Annotated in this window: 15 protein-coding genes; 2 read left to right on the plus strand and 13 right to left on the minus strand. The window is 43.7% G+C overall.

Translation table 11 applies throughout. From position 1 onward, the window contains the following. Positions 1–15 precede the first annotated feature (15 nt). Positions 16–1,563 (plus strand): alpha-L-fucosidase, encoded by a 1,548-nt coding sequence (locus FDP09_RS16280; RefSeq protein WP_137403678.1) that lies wholly within the window; start codon positions 16–18, stop codon positions 1,561–1,563. Between the two features lie 119 nt (positions 1,564–1,682). Then, positions 1,683–3,404: an arylsulfatase gene (locus FDP09_RS16285; protein ID WP_229683411.1), complete on the plus strand. Its 1,722-nt coding sequence runs from the start codon at positions 1,683–1,685 to the stop codon at positions 3,402–3,404. A gap of 819 nt (positions 3,405–4,223) precedes the next feature. Here the strand turns inward: FDP09_RS16285 and FDP09_RS16290 are convergent. The 13 genes from FDP09_RS16290 to FDP09_RS16350 all read right to left on the minus strand — a co-directional run bounded on the left by FDP09_RS16290 (position 4,224) and on the right by FDP09_RS16350 (position 22,361). Beyond that, on the minus strand, positions 4,224–5,018 hold the full coding sequence (locus FDP09_RS16290) for a glycoside hydrolase family 16 protein (protein WP_222840293.1): 795 nt from the start codon (positions 5,016–5,018) through the stop codon (positions 4,224–4,226). Positions 5,019–5,134: 116 nt separating this feature from the next. Next, positions 5,135–5,374, minus strand: coding sequence for a hypothetical protein (locus tag FDP09_RS16295; RefSeq protein ID WP_137403681.1), 240 nt, complete (start codon positions 5,372–5,374; stop codon positions 5,135–5,137). A 170-nt stretch (positions 5,375–5,544) separates the two neighbouring features. After that, complete coding sequence (locus tag FDP09_RS16300; RefSeq protein WP_222840294.1) at positions 5,545–6,681, minus strand: glycoside hydrolase family protein; 1,137 nt, start codon at positions 6,679–6,681, stop codon at positions 5,545–5,547. Between the two features lie 6 nt (positions 6,682–6,687). Further along, positions 6,688–9,852 carry a glycoside hydrolase family 2 TIM barrel-domain containing protein gene (locus tag FDP09_RS16305; protein ID WP_187328697.1) on the minus strand — a complete coding sequence of 1,055 codons (3,165 nt, stop codon included), beginning with the start codon at positions 9,850–9,852 and terminating at the stop codon, positions 6,688–6,690. Between the two features lie 13 nt (positions 9,853–9,865). Continuing rightward, positions 9,866–11,557, minus strand: coding sequence for a sulfatase family protein (locus FDP09_RS16310; protein ID WP_229683410.1), 1,692 nt, complete (start codon positions 11,555–11,557; stop codon positions 9,866–9,868). Positions 11,558–11,563: 6 nt separating this feature from the next. Continuing rightward, a complete protein-coding gene (locus FDP09_RS16315; RefSeq protein WP_187328698.1) occupies positions 11,564–12,859 on the minus strand; it encodes a glycoside hydrolase family 117 protein in 1,296 nt (431 codons plus the stop codon). Between the two features lie 50 nt (positions 12,860–12,909). Then, on the minus strand, positions 12,910–14,187 hold the full coding sequence (locus tag FDP09_RS16320; RefSeq protein ID WP_137403683.1) for a glycoside hydrolase family 117 protein: 1,278 nt from the start codon (positions 14,185–14,187) through the stop codon (positions 12,910–12,912). Then, positions 14,184–14,915, minus strand: coding sequence for a glycoside hydrolase family protein (locus FDP09_RS16325; protein ID WP_137403684.1), 732 nt, complete (start codon positions 14,913–14,915; stop codon positions 14,184–14,186). The genes FDP09_RS16320 and FDP09_RS16325 overlap by 4 nt, the downstream gene beginning before the upstream one ends. Positions 14,916–14,996: 81 nt before the next feature. Further along, the gene (locus tag FDP09_RS16330) at positions 14,997–16,229 is read right to left on the minus strand and encodes an IS4 family transposase (RefSeq protein ID WP_137402859.1); all 1,233 of its coding nucleotides are present in this window, start codon (positions 16,227–16,229) and stop codon (positions 14,997–14,999) included. Between the two features lie 75 nt (positions 16,230–16,304). Then, positions 16,305–17,933 (minus strand): glycoside hydrolase family protein, encoded by a 1,629-nt coding sequence (locus FDP09_RS16335; protein WP_137403685.1) that lies wholly within the window; start codon positions 17,931–17,933, stop codon positions 16,305–16,307. 57 nt (positions 17,934–17,990) lie between these two features. Further along, entirely contained in the window at positions 17,991–19,718 is a 1,728-nt protein-coding gene (locus FDP09_RS16340) for a glycoside hydrolase family 2 protein (protein ID WP_137403686.1), read from the minus strand. Positions 19,719–19,785: 67 nt separating this feature from the next. Continuing rightward, the gene (locus FDP09_RS16345) at positions 19,786–20,919 is read right to left on the minus strand and encodes a glycoside hydrolase family protein (RefSeq protein WP_222840295.1); all 1,134 of its coding nucleotides are present in this window, start codon (positions 20,917–20,919) and stop codon (positions 19,786–19,788) included. Positions 20,920–20,969: 50 nt separating this feature from the next. Continuing rightward, on the minus strand, positions 20,970–22,361 hold the full coding sequence (locus FDP09_RS16350) for a sulfatase family protein (RefSeq protein WP_137403687.1): 1,392 nt from the start codon (positions 22,359–22,361) through the stop codon (positions 20,970–20,972). Between the last annotated feature and the right edge of the window lie 22 nt (positions 22,362–22,383).

The raw sequence follows: 22,383 nt of genomic DNA on the forward strand, positions 1-22,383 counted from the left end.
TAAACTTGACATTAAATGAAAAAAATAATTCCGCTCTTGATACTGTCCTTTACCCTAGCCTGTCAGGCTAAAAATCAAAACAACCTATCCAAAGAAGGCACTCAGGTGGAAATGTACGAGGAAAATTGGGAAAGCCTTAAAAATTACGAAATTCCACAATGGATGAAGGACGCTAAGTTTGGCATCTTTATTCACTGGGGTCCCAATTCAGTAGCAGAACGTTATACTGATTGGTATCCAAGATGGATGTACTTGGATTCTGGTATTGTGAACCCCCAAACCAATAAAGTGGTCAACAACAAGGCCCACCCGGCCGTGGCCTATCACAGGGAGAAGTTTGGTGACCAAAAGGATTTTGGTTTTAAGGACATGATCCCCCTTTGGACCATGGAAAACTTTGATCCTAAAACGTGGGTAAATCTTTTCAAACAATCAGGAGCGCAATATGTCATACCGGTAGCAGAGCATCATGATGGTTTTGCACTCTATGAATCTACCCTTACTCCTTACAATGCCGTGGATATGGGGCCCAAAAGAGATGTTTTAAAAGAGCTAACGGATGAGATCAAGAAACAGGGACTCATCTGTGGAGTAAGCTCACACCTAGCGTTCAACTACAACTACTATAATCAACAACCCTATTTTGACACGGGAGATCCACGATACGCAGACCTATATGGCCCTCCCCATACTATGGGGGATTCGGTAAGTAGCGAATGGCTGGCCAATGTATGGTGGCCCAGAACAAAGGAAATCATTGACAAGTATCAACCTGATATTCTTTGGTTTGACTTTTACCTCGACCGGGCCGAATTTGCCCCATACCATAAAAAGCTGGCTACCTATTATTATAATTCCGGAATTACAAGAAATAAATCAGTGGTTTTACAAACCAAGAACCTGCACTATAAATCTTATCCCGAAGGCACCCATATGCTGGACCTTGAACGCAGCAAAATGGACTCCTTGCGAAAAGACTATTGGCAGACCGATACATCCATAGGTAAAAACTCGTGGTATTACTCAAAGAATTGGATACCAAAAGACGCGGGAAGCCTAATAGCAGACCTAATGGATATTGTAAGTAAGAACGGGTGTCTTTTACTTAATATCGGGCCTAGAAAAGACGGTATCATCCCAGAAGATCAGAAAAAAACACTTTTGGAAATTGGTCAGTGGCTGGAAGTAAATGGAGAAGCGGTTTATGGTTCTACCTACTGGGAAGTTTTTGGAGAAGGGCCGACCAGAACTGCGACCGGCCACCTATCAGAAAACAAAAACAAAGGCTTTACCCAAAAGGATATCCGCTTTACTACCAATAAAGGTACACTTTACGCCACCGTACTTGTACCTCCTACTGAAGATGTGCAGATAAAATACCTAACAAATTCTGAAATTGACATCTCCTCCATCCAGCTATTGGGCTATAATGGCAACATTGAGTTTGAGCAATCAGCAGGCGGGACATCCATCAAGTTACCTAAAGATACTGATTTGAAACATGCATTGGTTTTTAAAATCAATAAAGCAAAACCGCAGACCAATAACTTATCAGTGCATTAAACAAATATGACATGGAGAGTTTATGCTACGACACCTATAAAAGCTTGTTAGCTATACTTCTATCCTTGACAATTGGCGGGTGCTCCTCTAAATCACCAGCCCCTAAACGTCCCAATGTTATGATCATCCTGACTGATGATCAAGGCTACGGTGACCTGAGTTGTCATGGAAACAAGTTTATCAAAACCCCTAACATTGATACGTTATTCCATGAGTCGGTTCGATTTACCGACTTCCATGTTGATCCCACCTGTGCCCCCACTCGAGCAGCACTGATGACTGGTAAATACTCCCATCGTGCTGGTGTATGGCATACCATCGCAGGGGGAAACCACCTACGTGATACTGAAATGACCATGGCCGATGCTTTTAAATCCTCAGGATATCAAACTGCCCTATTTGGAAAATGGCATTTGGGATCCAACTATCCCTATCGCCCAATGGACAGAGGATTTGATGAATGGCTGGGTCAAGGAGATGGTGGCACAGGAACCACTGACGATTGGTTTGATAATGACCGGGTAAACGATCATTATTGGCATAATGGTGAACGAGTGCAAATAGATGGTTTTGCACCGGATGTCTTTTACAATGCGGCAATTGATTTTATCACAGAAAAAACATCCGCCGATGATCCGTTTTTTGTGTACTTACCCACCTATTTACCCCATAGTCCCCATACTTTGCCGGACACGACCATGGCAGAACATGCTGACCCGAAAGTTCCTAAATATGTTTCTTATTTTTTTGCTGGGATCAAGCGCATAGATGCTAACATTGGGCGATTAAGGCAGGCACTTAAGGAAACAGGGCAGGCCGAGAATACTATCATTATATTCATGAGTGACAATGGCGGTACAGATGGTGTGCAGCTGTTCAATGCTGGAATGAGAGGCCATAAAGGGCAAGTTTATGAGGGAGGCCATAGGGTTCCATTTTTTCTTCATTGGCCCAATGGGCAAATAAAGCATGGCTCGGATGTAAAAGAACTTACTGCACAAATAGACCTATTCCCTACCCTGTTGGATCTTTGTCAAATAGACTTGGAAAAACAACCTTCATTCGATGGCCGCAGTTTTAAGGAGCAGCTGTTTATCCCTGAAAAGCCTCTTTCCGATCGAACGGTTTTTGTAGAAACCCAGCGGACAATTATACCGAAAAAATGGGTAAACACAGTAGGGATGAACGGCAAATGGAGATTGGTCAATAACCAAGAACTCTATGATATATCAAAAGATCCAGCACAAACTACCAATATCATTGCTGACCACCCTGAAATTGTTAAAGCAATCCAGGATGACCATGTGAATTATTGGAAAAACGTAAGTCCAGGCGATAGGGACAAACCAGTCTATATTGTAGGCCATGAAGCAGACCCTGAAACCTACTTGACTTCCTCAGACTGGCATCTTCCCCAAGTCCCCTGGAACCACGCTCAGGTTGCTGCCGGACCGTCAAATGTTGGCACATGGGAGATCAATGTTTCACAAAAAGGAATGTACAGATTCGATGTGAGGAGATGGCCTAAAGAGGCCAATGCACCTATTTCTGGCGTACCAAGATTCCATAAAACCATTGATGCATGGGACAAGAATGGCGGAATTGATAAACTTATTTACGGAGACCAAATGAAGCCTTTACCTGTAAAAACCATTCAACTTGAAGTGGGTGGATACACTGAGGCGAAGGCCGTTGATTCAAACGACACTTCTTTGACGTTTGATGTAGAACTAAAAAAAGGTCAAGCTACGGTAAAAGCTTTAATGCTGGATATGGAAAACCAGCTATTGGCTGGAGCTTATTACCTATACATTACACCCTATTTCAAAAAACCTGACTGAGGATTTATGGGCTCTTAGTTCCTCACAGAAACCACGGAAATCTCAGAAAAGCTTGGTTTAACCCGCTTTTTCAATGTCGTTTAGTAAAGGAGATTTTCTAATACAGATCGTCCATTGAGAGAATTATGGTTTTAATCCATGGACTTTAAAAACATGTACAAAATGGATCCGCCTTACAGGTATTGGGCGTTAAGAAATTAAAAAGCGGGTGGGCAAGAAGGCAGGCTTGTTTGACGAAATACTAGCCAAAAAGAATGTTGGCAGCTAGAAAAGGAGGAGTTTGCCTGCATGAGGGAAGGTTTTAATTTTAGGCCAATAGATGCACAGCGGCGGATTTTTTTGGTTACTTTTTTGACCTGAAGCAAAAAAGTAACAAAGGTAAAGAGATTAAAACCATCTTGGAATTTAGCAAGAAAAATAATAGAACCAATATTTACAGATACACACTAACTAAACGACATTGCCCGCTTTATGCATTAGGAATCGTTATGGCCTGTCCCAATAGCTATCGGGAAGAACTGAAACTACAAGAAAATCAGGCTGTTTGGAGATTGAATCATCCGCCGCGGCGGATGGTGAACCTGTCTACCGCCAGGTAGAATCGAAAACAGCAGCGGATCGACTGATTTTGTCCGCCGCGGCGGATCAGGTCGCAATAGATAGGCTAGTGCATAATGCGGGTTTAATTCGGGGTTTTCTGTGGGCTCGGCGATAATAATAATTACTGTCAAGAAAGCGAATAATCAAATTTCCTTTTATCCTTTCAGTTAACAAAGCATTCCAAACCATTTCTTTACAGATCAATTGTCCGATCAACTACTACTTATTTTCCTGATAATACCTCACCCAATCGATTTTCATGCTCGTACCGTCTATGGCGTCCGTCACCGTTCCATGCCACTTGATAATGGCCAGGCTTAAAAAGATGGGTACTTCACTAAAACTAAATTCATTGGTTACCCTCCGAATTTCTTTTCCATCCATATAGAATACAAGTTCCTTTTCATCCCATAACAATCCGAATGTGTGATACTCTCTCGAGAAATCGATATTTTCAAAAGTGAATGCTTCTGGGTTTCGCATACTTGTTTTCTTACCGCTTTCCGTCAGCACCAAGTCGGTGTGATTATGTATGTTCGTATTCACCATATTAGGATAATGACCTTCGTTTATATCTAGCTCAAACCGCTTACCTTCAGTTGGAGAAGCTCCCTTTGTCATCAACCAAAACGAGTTGTTTGTCGCTTCAGCTGCCGCATATTTATAGCGGCATTCAAAATAGCCATATTTAAACTTCCTTCTGGTCCAGATACTTGCTGAAGTCCATTCCTGTCCTGCCCTATTCTCTTTCTTGTTTTTGAGGTACAATATACCGTCCTTAACTTCGGCATTTTCACGCCACCTGCTACATAGGATATGTCCACTTGGACCATTTTGTGCTTCCCAATTTACGTCCAGCTGCGCATCAGGATAATTAAAATCATCTTCCCAGACAAGTTTGAATTTTTTCTTCACAATATGTGGCACCTGTGCGGATACACTAAAATTGGTCAATACAAGTAACGTACTTAAAACCAAGATCAGCGTAGCATTTTTCGATTTATTATTTTTCATATACATCATCTATTCACACAATTAGTTGTTTTCCATATAGTACTTTACCCAATCGATTTTCATGCTGGTACAGTTCATGGCATCCGTGATTTCGCCAGCATGATCTAAATTTCTTTCTATACACCACCGACAAATGCCTCGATTTTATAATCAGAAATTACCCCCATTCCAGTTACTACCACTTTGCCATCCATTATTAACCAATTTCCTGCACTGTAGGCCAGGCAAACTCCAGCCATTTCTCTCCTTCTGTCTGGGACACCCCAGCCATCGGCAACATCAGACACCTTAAAATCATCACGAAGCACACCACTGGCATTGATCTTCACCCCTTCATTTTGTGCAATATTTTTCACTACCACTACTTAAGAATATACTGCATTTGAAAAGAGATTTTTTGGATAGCAACTTTCATTTGAACTTTAAACCCTAAACCCACGAATGTGAAAATGAGAATGAATTGGTCAATATAATTTTCGGAAGGCTCATCATAACTTAAGCCCTGGTTTAAAAAACATCCAGCCTTTTAGGGCACATATTTAGTGGTTCTTATTGGAAATTGAACATTGAAAGAATGTAACACGCCATTTTCATCCTTTATATCAGAGGCACAGAGTAGAGCCACCGGTTTTCCTTCCTCGATATACAGCTGAGGTCGTTCCAAATGTTCTACTTCCTGAGTAGTTCCATCTGCCCAATCTATTTTCAAAGTAGAAACCAATGGATCATCAGCCAATTTCCATTCGAAACCGTCCGAAGAGTCAAAGAGCACCAGAGCTCTGCCAGCATCTGTAAATGCACCGTGCATGTCTTTTACAATTGCACGGTACTTACCATCCTGAAACCAAATAAAGGGATCCTCCGCAGGAAAATCATGCCCTTCGGCTTGGAATACTGGCTTATCATGTTTTTTGAATGGACCTGTGGGGCTGTCTGAAGTGGCTACACAGTGCACAACAGGCCCACCCCAAACACCGGCTTTTTTTTTCATCACTGCCTTATAGACCATCAGGTATCTGCCGTCTGGACCTCTGGTAATGGATGGGTTACTGGTAATCAAAGCATCCAAAGCATCCTCATTGGGACTTACATCAATCAAGGGAGTATCAAATCGTCTCCATGGCCCGTTGGGATTATCTGCCACCGCTACACCGATCCTTTGGTTGTTTCTATGCACGGGATTTAATTTTATCGTCCTAGGTGTCGAATATACCCTTCCATCGCCGGTGTTGCCCATGTAATAGAGGTAGTATTTACCATCAAAAAAGTGAACAGTTGGATTGTGTGTACACAAACCATCCCAGAATTCTTTTCCACGGACAGTAAGGGCAACATCTTTGTGCCTAAACGGACCGAAAGGGCTGTCAGCCACGGCATGAGCGATCTGCGAATCGGTTTCCCATGCCCAGCCCAGCTCTTTTTTCCAGCGTGAGTAAAACATATGATACTGGCCATTTGGCCCTTTTATCACAGATCCTCCCCAAATGCTCCATTTGTCATCTTCAAATTTCGAATGCAAGGCGGGTTGCCCTAATTCCAATTTGAACTTCTCTGTTTTATGTTGAGCGTTCGATGTAGCAGATTGCTTCTGCTGCTGGCTACATGATGAAATGGCTATAATTGCCATCATCACAAGTACAATGTTCTTTAGTTTCTTTTTCATAGTTCCTTATTTTGAAGCTTTTGCCAATTCCAATTTGGACCACTTGCTTTCCTGCTTATTGGTATTTCGTTTGATCTGAAAGTAAACCTTCTCCTCATCCGCTAAATCAATCGACATCATCCCTCGGACATTCGAGGTGAAAGTCTTATCCAGGTTTTCTGGATCCGTACCATACCTTACCGTGTAGTCACCATCGGTAAAGTCACTGGAATATCCAATCACCAGCTTGCCATCAGTAATGAATGTATCCCAAACTATCGGTGGCAATACCTTTTCTGTCATGGTTACTTTTACAGCCTCAGAAGGCTTACTTTCTCCCTGATCATTGATCGCCACAAGAGATAATTCATAAGTCTTATCGGCATCAAGATCTCCGACATCAATGAAATCGGCAATCGTTTTCTCGGATTGCATTACCTTAGCACCATCAGTGTAAGTCACATAGTATTCTGTAGCGTTTGGAACCTGATCGAAGAATATTCTAGCTTTATTTCTTCCCGCAATTACCTCACTGATCTGCGGAGTATTGGCTCGTTTAAAAGAAAAGGTTTTTACCAAACGTGTATAACCTGTAGGTGCCTTTAAGCGGAGCGTAAGGTCAAGAACGGCTGATGGCAAACCAGTCCAGGTGAGCTCTCCATACCATTTCTTATCCTGCGGCGCAAGGTCGGGAAGCTGTAAGGCATTTTCAAAAACAACTTTACCAGAGGTATCTCTAAATGCATATTCTAATCGGTAATCCCGCATGGTGTAACTTGGGTAGCCTTTGACATCACGAATAGGCATGCTGACATTAGCCTTGCCGTTTGAGAAGTCTACATCAAATACCTCTATGCCCTTTACCGGTGAGTGCTCTCGCTGGATTCGATCAAAAAGCCTCCTTTTTTCCCTCCAGGTGGTGATGACTCCCCACACCCTGTTTTCTTCCGCAGTGGTACCCGCATAAGCACTTCGGTAGTCATTGAATGTCCACATGGAAGTTCCAATCACAAATTCATTTTTTTGTCGAAAATGATCCATCCACGTTGAAAACACCTCTTTATCACCGTCCAGCGAAGTGGAAGGAAAAGGGTCAAAACCAAATTCTGAAATAAAAACGGGCTTATTGGGCCACTTTTCCCTGAGGGTATTCAATATCTCCTGAGGTTTGCCTTGCCACCGGTACATATTGTGCATGATCAAGTCCACAAAGGTATTGGGATCAGTCTCCGGCGTATATTCCTCTTTTTGCCCAGAATTGCTCACGCAGGTCACCAGTCGGTACGGATCCAGCTCGTTTTTCACATATTTGATCATCTCCCGTCCATATGCATAGTGATTATTGAGCTCATTGCCGACGCTCCATCCGATAATACTGGGGTGGTTGATATCGCGCTCTATCATTCCTTTGAGCCAGTACTTGGCAAGCAGGTAGTTTTTCTCTTTTACCTCCACCCCATGTGCTTCTCTCAACATCACATAAGGCTCGTCAAACATCAGGATTTCTTCTTCCTCCCAATTTAGGTTTATGCCTTGTTCCTCTTCTAGTTTAGCTACCGGATAGTAGTTGGCGCGGAATTCATCATTGTCCAAATCACGTACATTGATCTCTTCAAAAAGCAGGATACCCTTTTGATCACAGAGCTCAATGAGTTTTTCGTTTTGTGTGCCATGCATGATGCGCATGAAATTGGCTCCGGACTCTTTCATAAGATCCACGTCTCTCTCCAATACTTCCAGCGGCTCAGAAGATCCCCAATAGCGGCTCTCACTTACCCGGTTGAATCCCGCCAGACGCACGGCCTCCCCATTAAGCAAAAGTTGTGAATCAGTCAGCTGAACCTTACGGATACCAAACTGATCGGCTTGTGTACTTAGCGTTTGACCTCTCTCAGAAATCGCTGTTTGAACTTGATACAGCTTGGGATTATCAAAGTGCCACAGCTCTACCTCATTGGCATCTAAAGTTGCCGTAAGCGTTACCTGGTCCGTGCTATGAGGAACAAGAACAAGCTCACCACTCAAAGTAGCTAACTCATCAGCTCCATTCATAACTGATGATTTCACAGCTATGGATCGTTCCTGACTTGAATTATTCTCTACTTTTACCTTCAGCGTAAGCTCAGCAGTACCTTCCTGTAAATTTGGATCCGCATGCATGTATTGATAGTCGATTCGTACAGCATTGGCTTGTGTGAGCGTCACGTCCCGGATGATCCCTCCCCAATTCCAAGTAGCACCTACAATGGCACTGTTGTCGGCTTGTACAGCGATAACATTTTCACCTTCAAAATTCAACGCATCGGTCACATCAAACTCAAAAGGCGTAAATCCTCCACGGTTCATTCCGATATACTGACCATTGAGATACACCCTAGACAGGTGATAGACACCTCCGAATTTCAGGTAATAACGCTTACTATTTGTCTTTTGCCAGCCATCGGGCAAGTCGATATGCTTTCGGTACCAGCCAATCCCAGTATAATTAGAAAAGTCATTGATCATTCCCCAGTGTCCCGGGACGGTGAGGTCATCCCATTCTGAATCATCAAAATCTTTCAAATGGACACGATCAGGCTCTGACTTGGCTCTTATGAACTCTTCCTCAGAAATTTCACGAAACATCACAGCATCTGCCGCCACAGCACCGCTCACAATAGCCGTAAGTTCCACATAATTGTCATCAGCTTGATTGAAATCATATATCCCCAGACTCACCCACTCACCACACACGACACGCTGACTTTGGTATTTGGTCGTTATGCCATCTGCATGCTGGATGTTGTATTGGGCTGTCAGGTGGGATGAAAAGGGAAATATGGTAAACACTTCGTAGTAACCGGATTTTTTAAATTCAGGATAAAACCGAACATACGAGCTGTCCTGAACATTACCGGCATCTAGATCAGTCAAGGAAAAGTAATGTTGTGCATAATCCTCTCCATAAAACCGGGAATTCCGCTCACCTACTTTCGAAACCTCCCAATCCCCTTTCATTTCGACATTCTCATCTACATTATCTATGACAATATCTGATTCACGTTCTTCTATATTGAGGTAATTGGAGCCCTCGCCATAAATCGTGTAAAACTTCCATTTGCCATTTAGTGAGATTTCTTGACACCTCACCTCCTTTGGGATAATGCAAGTAAACAAGAATAAAATGGGTAGATATAGTATGTTTTTCTTCATAATGGATATTTGTCTAGTCATTCCAATGCATTTCGATCAGTTCTTGAAGATGGGGATAATGGTCATCCTCTTCGTTCAGTTTTTTTCGTTGAGCCTTGAGTTCTTTTTTTAATTCCCCGATGATACCTTTATAATCTGGATTGTGATATTCATTTTGCATTTCTTCAGGATCTCTCCTTAGGTCATAAAATTCCCATGCTACCGGAGTATCAAAATCATATCTCCCCCATCCGTCCTGCTCTATATCATCTTTGGGTTTATAGTACTTTCCGTAATAAAAAATAAGCTTAAATTCCTTTGTCCGAATTCCAAAATGTGCTGGATTTGCATGCCTGCTTCCCATGTGCATCCAATATCGGTAATACGTAGCTGAACGCCACCCTTCAGGTTCTTTTCCAGTTTCCAACACCTGTTTAAAGCTTTTGCCTTGCATATACTCTGGTACTGTAGCACCGGCCATTTCCAAAATACTCGGGGCAAAATCTGTATTGTTGATCAATAAATCTGTTTTTATTCCTCCCCTATATTTTTTTGGAAAGTGAACGATAAATGGCATCCGCATACTTTCCTCATACATCCAGCGCTTATCCACATAATCATGTTCTCCCAACATCATTCCTTGGTCAGAAGTATAGATAATCACCGTATTGTCATATAACCCTTCTTTCTTTAAAAAATTAATTAAACGCTTAATGTTATCATCTACTCCCTTTACACAGCGGAGATAACGCTTAAGGTATTCTTGATAGGCTTTATGGACATATTGGGGATCGTCAGGATCCAAACCCATTTGTAGACTTCTTCCCATGCCACGAATAGTATTACGCATTCCTACTGATGACCCAATGTCATGGATCAATCTGTCATTTTCACCTCTGGTGGCAATGGAACCATGATTTCCCCGCTGATAAAGACTTGCTGGCTCTGGAATATAACTATCCTCTAGGTATGCTGAATATCGAGGAGCAAATTCAAACATCCCATGTGGAGCCTTAAAATGATGCATCAGTAGAAATGGCTTTGACCGGTCACGTGAATGCTTTAACCATTCGATCGAGCGGTCAGTGATGACATCAGAGGAATGGCCTTCGAACTCATCCACTAAAACCTCGTGAGCTCCATATCTTCCAAATTTAATGGTCTTTCTTATTTTACCTTTTCTGGAAATCAGCTGGGGATTATGATAATCTCCCTGTAAGGGAAGCACCTCATAATAATCAAAACTTTCAGGAGCTTCTTTTAAATGCCACTTACCGATTACCGCAGTCTCATATCCCTGCTTTTTTAAAAGTTGCGGAAGATATTGTTTTTTCTCTGGAAGAAAATCATGCAAATCCAGCACCCCATTGGTTTGGGAGTATTGACCGGAAAGGATCGTGGCCCGGCTCGGTGTACATATCGAATTGGTACTGAAGGCATTTTCAAAGAGCATTCCTTCAGAGGCCAGCATATCAATAGTTGGGGTTGGGTCCAATACCGACAACCTTCCCCCATACGCCCCAATGGCATGGGCAGCATGATCATCAGACATGATAAAAAGGATGTTGGGTTTTTCTTGTGCCGTAAGTTTTGCAAAGGTTGCAAAGAATATAACTATGAATGACATGGTCAATTTTGCTCCAAAATAGCCTCCCTGGCCATGGAAAAAAACTTGCAAATACCTTAAATCATCCTTCATCGTAACGGTACCGGGTTCCAAACTCATGTTTTTTTAAGGAGCAACTGCTCTTTCTTCTCTTTTTTTCCTCAAACTGCCCAATCCTTGCTTGAAATACACCTCTGGCCTATGCCAAACTCCGGTTGATTTAAACGTAGGTTCATCCACATCTAAGCTTAAATCCGCATCTACCCTAGCTATAATGGAGTGTTGCTTATTCCTATCAGTAGCAGCATTGATAAAATGGCAAACACCCCAAGTTACCCCTCGTCCATAATCTGTATCAGTAAATGCATCAGGTGTGTAAAACCCTGCAGCTGTAGGGGTAAGCTCCACAGTACTGGCAATATTAAAATTCACTCCATCTTCGGCATACTGCATGGTTTGTGCTTCATTCCCATCCTTAATCGCTAAGGCAGCGATTCCTTCTTTAAATGGAAAATAGGTCGTTTCATGCCCTGAATTTAACACAGGGTTGAGAGTGTGCTTCTCAAAGGGGCCATAAGGATCATCAGCGATCGCTAGTCCATGGGCAACGGCATATTCATCTCGCTTGTCTGGCCATTTGTTATATGCGGCTTTGTAATACAAGTGAATTTTGCCATTATATACAATTGGGTGTGGATCTTGGGTCTGGTCTTGGTCCCAATCCCCCTTTTTGCCAAACGGAACTACAGGTTCACCCACCATGGTCCATGGCCCATTCGGGGAGTCTGCGTAAGCCATTGAAATCGGACACCAGTCACCACGTGTCCCACTAGGTTCATTGAAGGCCTGAAAATACAAGTAGAATTTCTCCTCCCATATCAGTATATCGGGTGTGGCAACTGACCGCCAGCCCAACTCCGGTTTCGGTGGTCTGGACACCGCTACGCCCTGCTCCTTCCACCTGAAACCATCATCACTGGTAGCATACCAAATATCACATAAATCCCAGTCAGTGGAGGGGATTTGATCTGTTGCCTGTTCTGCTTTGTCCCAACCAATCGGAGGAACTTCGGTGTGTCTCTTGGTATAATAAATATAGAACTTACCATCCACCTTAATGGGACGGGAAGGATCACGACGGGAAATGGTGCCATCCCCATTGCTATAATCGAAACCTTCCAATCGGGTATATTTAAACTGGGTGAACAACTCATTGTCCTGCGCCCTTGGTGCTGGATAGTTAAACATCCGCTCAATTGCGGAGCTTAGTGGAAAATTTGGTTTTTCTTTAGGCATTTTATGGGGAAAAACCTTATGCTCGGATATCTCTTCGGCAGGTTCGTTGAGTTTGGAACCGGGTTGATTGCAAGATTGTAGCACCATGCAAATCACTCCTATTACGATTGAATGATGTATGTTCATTTCAATATTTTGGGTTTAAGTAATTGACTGGTGGATGGGCTTCCACAGGCCTATTTTTGTAGTTTCAAATTTTGTTCTTCAATCCGCTTTCTTTGATCCTTGGACAATCCCTGACTATAATAAACGTCCAAGTCATGACGGATACCCGTTTCCTTCATCTGCGGATCGTCCACATCCAAGCTCAGGTCACAATCAAACCGCGTAAGGATGGAATGGGGGTTCACGCCATAGGTTCCGGCATTTACAAAATGTGAAAGGCCCCAAGTGATTCCGCGACCGTAGTCCGTATTGGTATAAGCATCCGGCACAAATGGCCCAGCCGCTACAGGCACCAATTCGCCAATTGAGGCAATTTCAAAATTGACCCAATCTTCAGCGTATTGGATGGTAAAGTGCTCGGTGCCGTCCTTTGCCACAATGGCGCCTAGGCCTTCTTTGAAGGGGAACATCGTCACCTCGTGCCCCGAACTCGTCAATGGATTTAGAGGATGTTTTTCAAAGGGGCCAAGCGGATCTGTCCCAGTGACCAATCCCCCTCCAACCCAAACCGGATTCGGTCTGTTAAATGCGGATTTATAATAAATGTAAATTTTACCATCATGCACCAATGGGTATGGATCGTGGATGGCATATTGGTCCCAAGATCCTTCGGGGCCATTTTCGATCACCACTTTGCCCGAAGCCGTCCATGGACCATCAGGCGAATCCGCATAGGAAACGGTCACGGGACAATAATCCCCCCGCTTTCCACTGGCCTCCATAAAACCTTGATAATAGAGATAATATTTCCCCTTCCATTTAAGAATATCTGTGGTCGATACCGACCGCCAGCCCACCTCGGGCTTAGGAGGACGTGGTACTGCTACTCCCTGCTCTTCCCAGTGAAACCCATCCTTACTGGTTGCATACCATATTTCAGCCAGATCCCAATCAGTCGAAGGAATAGTATCATTGCTTTGATCGGCATTGCTTGCGCCTACAGGAATAACTGGAGTATCCCTCTTGGTGTACCAGACATAATATTGGCCATTCTCAAAGATCACCTTGGATGGATCCCGTCTTGAGATCGTCCCATCATGGCCGTTATAATCAAACCCCTTGAGCTCAGTATATTTGAACTGGGAGTATAATTCATTGTTTCGCGGATGGATAGCGCTATAATCATGAAAACTCCGCTTCATGGCCGCACTTAGCTGCCGGTATTTGGTATCTTCAGTGATGGTATAAGGAAAAGGAGTTTGTTCCCTATTTTGACTTGCAGTATTTTTATCAGGAGATTGACATGCGACCAAGACCATCACACCCACTATTAGCATATTTTTGATCATTTATTCTGTCGTTTATTGGATTCTTCAATACGTTTTCTTTGTTTATCTGTCAGTCCAAACTGAAAATAAATTTCCGGAGACAATCGATAGTTATGGTCTTTCATTTCGGGATCATGTACATCCAAACTTAAATCACAATCAAACCGATACAGTTCTGAATGCCATCTGTCATTATCTTTGCCCCTAAAATTTATAAAGTGACCGATTCCCCAAGTAATCCCTCTTCCATTTTTGTTGTCAGCAAAGGCATCGGGTATATAGGCATTTGGTCCCGTAGGCATAAACTCGGTTATGGACATTACTTCAAAATTGACCCAATCTTTAGCGTACTGAATGGTAAAATGCTCACTACCATCTCTTATTGTCAATGATGCCACTCCTTCTTTCCATGGGAAAAAGCAAATCTCGTGGCCTGAGTTTTGAACGGGATTTAAGTCGTGTTTTACAAATGGACCTAAAGGATCTTCCGCAATGGCCAACCCTATGCCACTCCAAACGGTATGGGGTCGGTTAAATGCTGCTTTGTAATACACATAGATTTTTCCATCATGTATCAATGGGGTAGGTGCCTGAATAGCAAATTGGTCCCATTCTCCCTTATTGCCCGTAGGGATGACCACATCATCAACATGAGTCCATGGCCCATCTATACTGTCAGCATAGGCCACTCCAACAGGACAATAGTCTCCCCTTACCCCACTTGGTTCCGTAAATGCTTGGTAATACAAATCATTGTTGTCCGGTAAACCCGGATATTAGTTAAATTCAATTTTCAACCTCTTGATTACAAAGTGGTTATTTATTTTTCGTCAGGGGCAAGCCCCCCTCATCTCAGGGAACAGTGTGTTTTGATTTTTCAAAATATCTTCTTGTATGATGGCTCTCCAGCTTCCTTCCGGATCCTCCAGGAACCTATACAAGCTGATATAATTCATTAATTGCTGTCTGACCAGGGATACCAAGTTGGAGAAAGCCCATTTCCTTTTGACCTGGCTTTTGATCAAGGTCAAAAGGAGATTGGCCAACATGGCCGACCATATCTGTATTTCTATGGCATTTTCATTGTCGCCCAAGAAGTACTTTAAAGGGAAGTTCTGCTTAAGCTGTTTGAATAATAGCTCTATCTGCCAGCGTCTTTTATAGATGAGTGCTATCTTCTCTGCTGCCATCTCAAAATTATTGGTAATGAACTCAAACGGGCGTTCACTTTTGCTGTCCCAATAGGCTATTCTCCTGGAACGGTGCTCCTGTTGCTTGTTCTTGCCATATCGTAAGATGATTTCTTCATCCTTGAGTACTCCGGAATCTGCCCGATCAGGAATATTAAACTCCTTTCGGGCCTGATAGACAGCATTGTCTTTTAACCTGGTCACATACCATATCCCGCTTTCGGTCAGGACCTCATATTTTCCATAATCCACATATCCCTTATCAAAAGTGATGATAGAGCCCCCGGGCAGGTTGAAAACCTCATTCAGGAAGGTATGGTCATGTCGGACAGCCGCACTGTAACGGACAAGATAAGGAACATGGTCACTCGCCCTGATGATGGTGTGGGCCTTAATACCTCCTTTCTTTTTGCCCGTTTTCGGGTTCCTGCCTACTCCCTTGAGAATATCCTTGAACAGACTAATGGTGGTAGAATCCATAATATAGAGCCTCTTCATATCAGCATCCTTCAACCGGCTGTCCGTTAAACTGTCACCATGCCTTTGGTACACACTCATGTATATATCGGCGAACACATCGCTCACACGTCGTTTGTTGGCTTCTGATAACGTACTCCGCCTTACCACATAGTTCAGACCCAAATGGGCCAATCTATGGGCATTGGCCAACAAACCGACAAGTGTCTCACGAATGGAATGATAGCCCTCAAATGCTACAAACAGCATTACTATCAAGTGGTTATAAGTCGTGAACTTCTTCACATAACGCTCCGCATTATGCCTGCGGGCTATCTCCCTTACCTCCCCCTTGTCAATGAACTTTATTAACTGATTGAATATCGGCTGTCCGCTAAAATTACTACTTTTGCCCATGGCTTAACTTTTTTGTGTCGTAACTCAAAAGTAGCCACAATGGGCTGGTTCAGCAATGGACTGGCCCTCTTTCATTTATTTTTTACCGGACACCAATGAATACAAATAATATTTCCCCTTGAACTTCAAAATATCCGGGGTCGCCACTGCCCTCCAACCCGGAGTGGGATACGCTGGACGAGCAACTGCCACCCCTTGCTCTTCCCAATGAAAACCATCCTCACTGGTAGCATACCAAATTTCGCCCAAGTCCCAATCCGTCGTGGGTATGGTATCATTCCAAACCAAACCGTCTTCCGAGGTTTCCATTATTTTATAATCGTTTGAAAACCTTCCTACTGGAGGAATTGGCGTATCACGCTTCGTATACCAGACATAATACTTCCCGTTTTCAAACAAAATCTTGGAAGGATCCCTCCTGGTTACGGTAGCATCGCCATCATTATAATCGAAACCTGTTAATTTGGTATATCGAAATTGGCTGTATAACTCATTTTCCGCATTTACATGGGAAGGGTACTGGTTAAAACTCCTATCGATTGCTGCACTTAATTCATAATCGTCAGAATACTCCGTTACTTGGTATGGAAAGGCTTCTGTTCCAGGCTCAGGAGTTTTCAATGGGATTACTACGGAATATGAATCTTCACTGTCCTTCGGCAGAACCGCTACAATTAAGGCCTTGGGGATACCATCTTCCATGTAGAATTTGGGCATATCTGCCGTGCGCTTTGTTTTAGTAGTAGTTCCATCTGTCCACTTGATCTCACCTGCCTCAATCACCAGAAAGTTTTTAGCGGGTTTCCAATCCAGCCCCATATCATCGGATTCAAACAACATCGTACTTCCCTCAGGATGGTCCGACCATACACCTCTTGAATCTTTTGCCAAACAATAATAATTCCCGTTATAGACCCACTCCAAGTGGTCGTCAATTGCAAAAGAAGCAGTAGGGTGGGTGATAAATGGAATATCGGTATCGACAAATGGACCTTCTGGTTCCCGGCTGATAGCCGTAACGTGTACTACCCTTCCCCCTCTCTCACTACCATCATCCTTGACATATTTATAGGTCATTAAAAATTGTCCATCAAGTCGTTGGGAGACCACTGGTGTGGAAACCATTTTCCTCCCCTCTACCACATTTATCAGCGGCTGATCAAAACGTTTCCAATCTCCATTCAGGTCATCTGCTATCGCCAGGCCTATACGCTGATTGTTCCTGTTTACCCACCATTCTTCATCATCTGAAATGGATGGCATACGGTCTGCAGGTGTACCGTCCCAAAAACCGCTGCCTCTATTCCCCATATAATAAAGATAATACTTCCCTTCATGTTCCATTATATGGGGATTATGCGTGCAATCGCCATCCCAATACTGCTTTCCCCGAGCAGGCAGCACGACATTCCTAAACTCATAAGGACCAGTCAGTTTATCCGAAACAGCATGAGCAATCTCAGAGTGTGTCACCCAGCCATGGTGCCCTCTACTTTTCGGCCAACGTGAATAGATCGCATGATATTTACCATCCTTCCCCTTGACGATATTGGTTCCCCAAACATTATAATTCTCCTCACTGATAATAGTTGACTTGCTCCATTCTTCAGGTAACAGCTTGGTGAAATCCAAGCCTTTTTGGGCCATGGTGCTGGTAGATAAAAACAGGGCCATTAGTACCAATCCCACTTTTATTTTTTTCATATTTTCAGTTTCATTATTTTCCACATTATTTTTTAGCTGAAATTCCTGAAACAAAACCTATTTCTCCCAAAATGAGAAAACCTCTTTAAGCTGGTAATAGGCCTTTTTTCTTTCTCTGCGTTCATTGACCACTCCCCACTCCCTAAAGCCAGTGGCAGGGGTTCCTTTGTATTTGCTGCGGTAGTCATTATAACTCCAAATGGAAAAACCTGTGACATACGGCAGGTTTTTTAAGCCTTTTAGTTCGGTGACTAGCTCTTCACTTAATTCCGCAGCAGGGGCAGGCCCTATTTGGCTTTTACCGATTTCTGAAATGAAGATGGGCTTACCCGGAAATTTCTCATGGGTCTTCTGTGCAAGCTTCATCGCCTCGCCGTAGGAATTCATGGAGATAAAATCCACTTTTTCATAAGGTTCTGTTCCCACCTCACCTTGACGGTATGAAGTTATCGTCACGTAAGTCTTCAGTCTAGTAGCGTCAAGTTTTTCTACATAATCGAGCATGGAATTGACATACTTATACTGGGCAGTGGTCATTGCTTTTTCGGACCATTCTCCTTTTGGGTCACGGAGCTCGTTTCCCACGCTCCAGGCGACTACACTAGGATGGTTATAATCCCGCTCCACCATTTCCTTGAGCCATTGTTTGGTCAGTGGGTTATCAGGGAAAGCCTGAGGATCATCATCGCCCCACACGGGAATTTCACCTACCAACAGAAACCCTATACTGTCGCAAAGGTCAAGCAAGTTTTCTGAATAGGGAGCATGCATCAGACGGGCAAAATCTCCCCCAAGGTTATACTTAATGTCCATCATGTCTTTACGCACCAAGGGGTCCGGTTCGGTATTGCCATAGGATGGGTGATCATGCACACGGTTCACACCATTCAGGCGTACTGGTTTATTGTTAAGGAAAAACTGTTCTCCCCTGACTTCAAACTTCCTAATGCCAAACTTATCCGTATCCAGGTCTACTGTTTTGCCATCCACGGTCACTTGACTGGTCAAGGAATAAAGGTTCGGCGCATCTACACACCACAATTTGTAATCGGCCAAGCTCCTATTGAATTTTATTTCCGAAAAGACCTCCTCCCCAGGCGCCACATCTTTGGTCGCATAAACGGTATCCTGCTGCTGATCAATCGTGGCCCTTATATCAGCTTTAACGGTTTTTGAACTGTTATTTTTCAGCCTATATCTAATGGCAAATTGCACTTCATCACGCTCAAAATCGGGTATGGCAGAAATATGTTGGCTCACAAGCCTTATCGGTTCATGCGCCTCTAGGGTTACCTCTCGGCTTATGCCTCCCCACGGCCACCAAGCTCCACGGTTATAGGAGTTATCTGCCATCACGACCAATGAATTGCTTCCCTCACGCTTTATAACATCAGTGACATTGAATCCAAAGGGCGTATAGCCTCCCACATGCTCACCTAAGAATTGACCATTAAGCCAAACTTTGGATGTTTGGTAAACAGCACCAAAATGCACCCTGACATGTTTACCCCTCCAGTCATCAGGGATTTGAAATTCCTTCCTGTAAAAGCCTCGCCCCACAAAGTCCGCATAGCGGGACCTAGTATCCCAGTTGCCTGGTACTTTTAAGGTGTCCCAAGAAGAATAATCAGCAGTCAGCAATTGGTCTTTTCCTATATTATTGGAAGCCAAAAATTGCCAAGTCCCATTTAATGAAATGGCCTCTTGGTATTGCCCAAAGGGCAACTCCTTTTGCCCACAAGACACAAAAGCCATAAATAGGAATAACAAACTCAATTGTTTCATTTTTTTGTTCGGTTTAAGCGTGACGATAGCCTGTCTGTTCATGATACTGAATGTTTCTATAGTCCTCTCACGGAGCATGCTTGACAATGGACAACGGAAGCTGGACATTGAAGGAATGGCGGACATTGTCGGAGTCTATGGTATCAGCTGCGCACATCAAGGCTATTGGTTCCCCGTTTTCTATAAATAATTGTGGCCGCTCTAAATGATCCAGCTTTACAGTGGTACCATCTTCCCAAGTGACCGTACGGTCAGAAACTTCAAAGTATTTCCCTTTTTCCCACTTAATGCCATCCTCCGAGTCGTAATGGACCAATGAAAAAACCCGTTCACTGCCTATGAACTTTATGCGCTTGACTATCGCACGGTATTTTCCATCTTGAAACCAGATGTACGGATCTTCAGCTGGAAAGCGTTCTCCTTCGAAAGTAAACACTGGATCGGGATATTTCTTAAAAGGCCCTGTAGGCGAATCGGCAATAGCGACCATGTGTACCACTGGCCCACCTCCTGGAAGTGGCTCTTTTTTCCCTACGGCTTTATAAACCATTAAAACCTTTCCGTCCTCCATTTGACACACGGAAGGATTGGAAGTCATCAGTGCATCATGGGCACTGCTGTCCGAAGCAATGTCCAACACAGGCTGGTCAAACCGCTTCCAAGGACCGTTTGGACTATCGGCCACGGCTACGCCTATACGTTGATTGTTTCGGTGTTCCCAATTGATCCTGGGTTTGCCTGGTACACTTACGATTTCTTTATTACCTCTATTCCCCATATAGTATAGGTAGTACTTTCCATCGATCTTGTGGGTCGTCGGATTATGAGTGGTGGCACCATCCCAGTATTCCAGTCCACGATCAGGAAGGGCTACATCACGAAATTCGTAGGGTCCAAAGGGAGACTTGGCCACGGCATGGCCGATCTGGGAATAATTAACCCACTCCCATCCAATATCCTTAGGCCAAAAAGAATACATCATATGGTAAAGGCCATCATCTCCCTTTACCACAGACCCACCCCAGATGCTGGCCGTATCACTTGAAAAGACAGAACGATCGGCTATTTTCCCGAGTTTAATCTCGAAATCAGGCGATTCCTTCTTTTCATTTATTTTCTCTGAATGGCCACAACCATAGACCATTAAAGTGACTATGCCCAGGAATACGCTTGTAGAAAGGTTCCTTAGTTTTTTTTCCATTTAACCATTATTTTGGGTATTGTTCGTATCTGAAACCACTGTTCTTATTATTAGTGGAAGGGATGCACCACCTCTTCATCTGGACTTCGGAACACATACGGTTTCCATGATTCATATCGTTCCTTCCACTCTTCCAAAGTCCGTGTCGGGTATTTTGACGACAAACCGCCCATCCGAAATTCTTGCGATACTCCTTGGTCGTGGATGGACTTCCTCCATTCATAGAGCTCTGCTAACAGCGTATCCTTGATGGCCCCATATTCCTTCTCATACGCAAGGTTTTGGAGCTCATAGGGATCTCTTGAAATATGGTACAGTTCGAATTCAGGCTTTGTTGGAGCAAAGAATTTTGCCTGATCTTCATTGAGCTTGCCCTCTAGGTACATCACGTTCATCTCTGCCAACATGGGATAGTTATCTTCTTTATATCCGCTAAACTGTAGCCAAGCCCTTTCGGGCATAAGATTGTGGATCAGTTTATATTCTTCGGACCTGATCGTCCGCATGGCATCATGAGTATCACCCATCCTGTCCCTTGCAGCAAAAATGTACTGGCGAGTTGACAAATGATCCGAAAACAGTGACTTCCCGTGCAATGGAGTAGTGGGCTTTACCCCCGCTGCATCCAAAATAGAAGCCGTCACATCGATGCTCTGTACCAAATCATCACGAACACGACCTGCTTCAATCTGCCCAGGCCATCGCATGATCAAGGGCACTTGGATTCCTGGGTCATACAGGAACTGCTTGCCCCGGATGTGGCATCTTCCATTGTCACCGATCAAAATGACCAAGGTATTTTTCGCCAGACCTTCATCTTCCAACCTGCAGAGTATCTCTCCAATTTCCCGATCACAGAGCTGCATCTGCTCCAGACCGTTTGCCCAATCACGTCTGGCAAATGGGGTGTCAGCATAATATGGAGGTAGCACCACCTCATCGATGGCAATAGGGTTTAAGGGATCCCTTTTCCATGCACGGTGGGTACCGGTAAGTGTAATTTGGGCAAAGAAGGGCTGTCCCTTCTTACGGTCTTTCCAATCATCGCCCATAAATCCCAAATCACCCTTAAAGTTGGCATCCGTTTTAGTGGACTTCATCAAGGCGGTATAATAGCCCGCTTCTTTCAGTAATAGTGGCAGGGGCTTTATGCCATGAGGCAATTCTTCTTTATCCTTCTCAGCTGTTCGGTGTTGCTGTGCTCCGATGTAATTTTGATGAAATCCAGTAAGCATGGCTGACCGGGACGTGGAGCATACGGGACTGGTGCAAAACGCATTGGTATATCGTGCTCCTTGACTGGCCAATTCATCCGTAATGGGAGTCTGGATACCCTCGGTCCCATAGCATCCAAGATCATTACTCCAATCCTCCAACATGATCCAAACGATATTGGGCCGGGAACCTTCATTATCATTCTGAGCCTTGCTCGATGATGGCATCAACAGTAAAACACTCCACGAA

Origin of the sequence: Echinicola rosea (assembly GCF_005281475.1) — a bacterium.
Taxonomy (GTDB): Bacteria; Bacteroidota; Bacteroidia; order Cytophagales; family Cyclobacteriaceae; genus Echinicola; species Echinicola rosea.

What these genes read in the sequence shown, in the direction of transcription:
- FDP09_RS16290 (WP_222840293.1), bottom strand. Translation starts at nt 5,018, where the DNA reads ATGAAAAATAATAAATCGAAAAATGCTACGCTGATCTTGGTTTTAAGT.
- FDP09_RS16350 (WP_137403687.1), bottom strand. Translation starts at nt 22,361, where the DNA reads ATGCCATCATCGAGCAAGGCTCAGAATGATAATGAAGGTTCCCGGCCC.
- FDP09_RS16315 (WP_187328698.1), bottom strand. Translation starts at nt 12,859, where the DNA reads ATGAACATACATCATTCAATCGTAATAGGAGTGATTTGCATGGTGCTA.
- FDP09_RS16310 (WP_229683410.1), bottom strand. Translation starts at nt 11,557, where the DNA reads ATGAGTTTGGAACCCGGTACCGTTACGATGAAGGATGATTTAAGGTAT.
- FDP09_RS16335 (WP_137403685.1), bottom strand. Translation starts at nt 17,933, where the DNA reads ATGAAAAAAATAAAAGTGGGATTGGTACTAATGGCCCTGTTTTTATCT.
- FDP09_RS16345 (WP_222840295.1), bottom strand. Translation starts at nt 20,919, where the DNA reads ATGGAAAAAAAACTAAGGAACCTTTCTACAAGCGTATTCCTGGGCATA.
- FDP09_RS16330 (WP_137402859.1), bottom strand. Translation starts at nt 16,229, where the DNA reads ATGGGCAAAAGTAGTAATTTTAGCGGACAGCCGATATTCAATCAGTTA.
- FDP09_RS16300 (WP_222840294.1), bottom strand. Translation starts at nt 6,681, where the DNA reads ATGAAAAAGAAACTAAAGAACATTGTACTTGTGATGATGGCAATTATA.
- FDP09_RS16340 (WP_137403686.1), bottom strand. Translation starts at nt 19,718, where the DNA reads ATGAAACAATTGAGTTTGTTATTCCTATTTATGGCTTTTGTGTCTTGT.
- FDP09_RS16285 (WP_229683411.1), top strand. Translation starts at nt 1,683, where the DNA reads ATGATCATCCTGACTGATGATCAAGGCTACGGTGACCTGAGTTGTCAT.
- FDP09_RS16280 (WP_137403678.1), top strand. Translation starts at nt 16, where the DNA reads ATGAAAAAAATAATTCCGCTCTTGATACTGTCCTTTACCCTAGCCTGT.
- FDP09_RS16305 (WP_187328697.1), bottom strand. Translation starts at nt 9,852, where the DNA reads ATGAAGAAAAACATACTATATCTACCCATTTTATTCTTGTTTACTTGC.
- FDP09_RS16320 (WP_137403683.1), bottom strand. Translation starts at nt 14,187, where the DNA reads ATGATCAAAAATATGCTAATAGTGGGTGTGATGGTCTTGGTCGCATGT.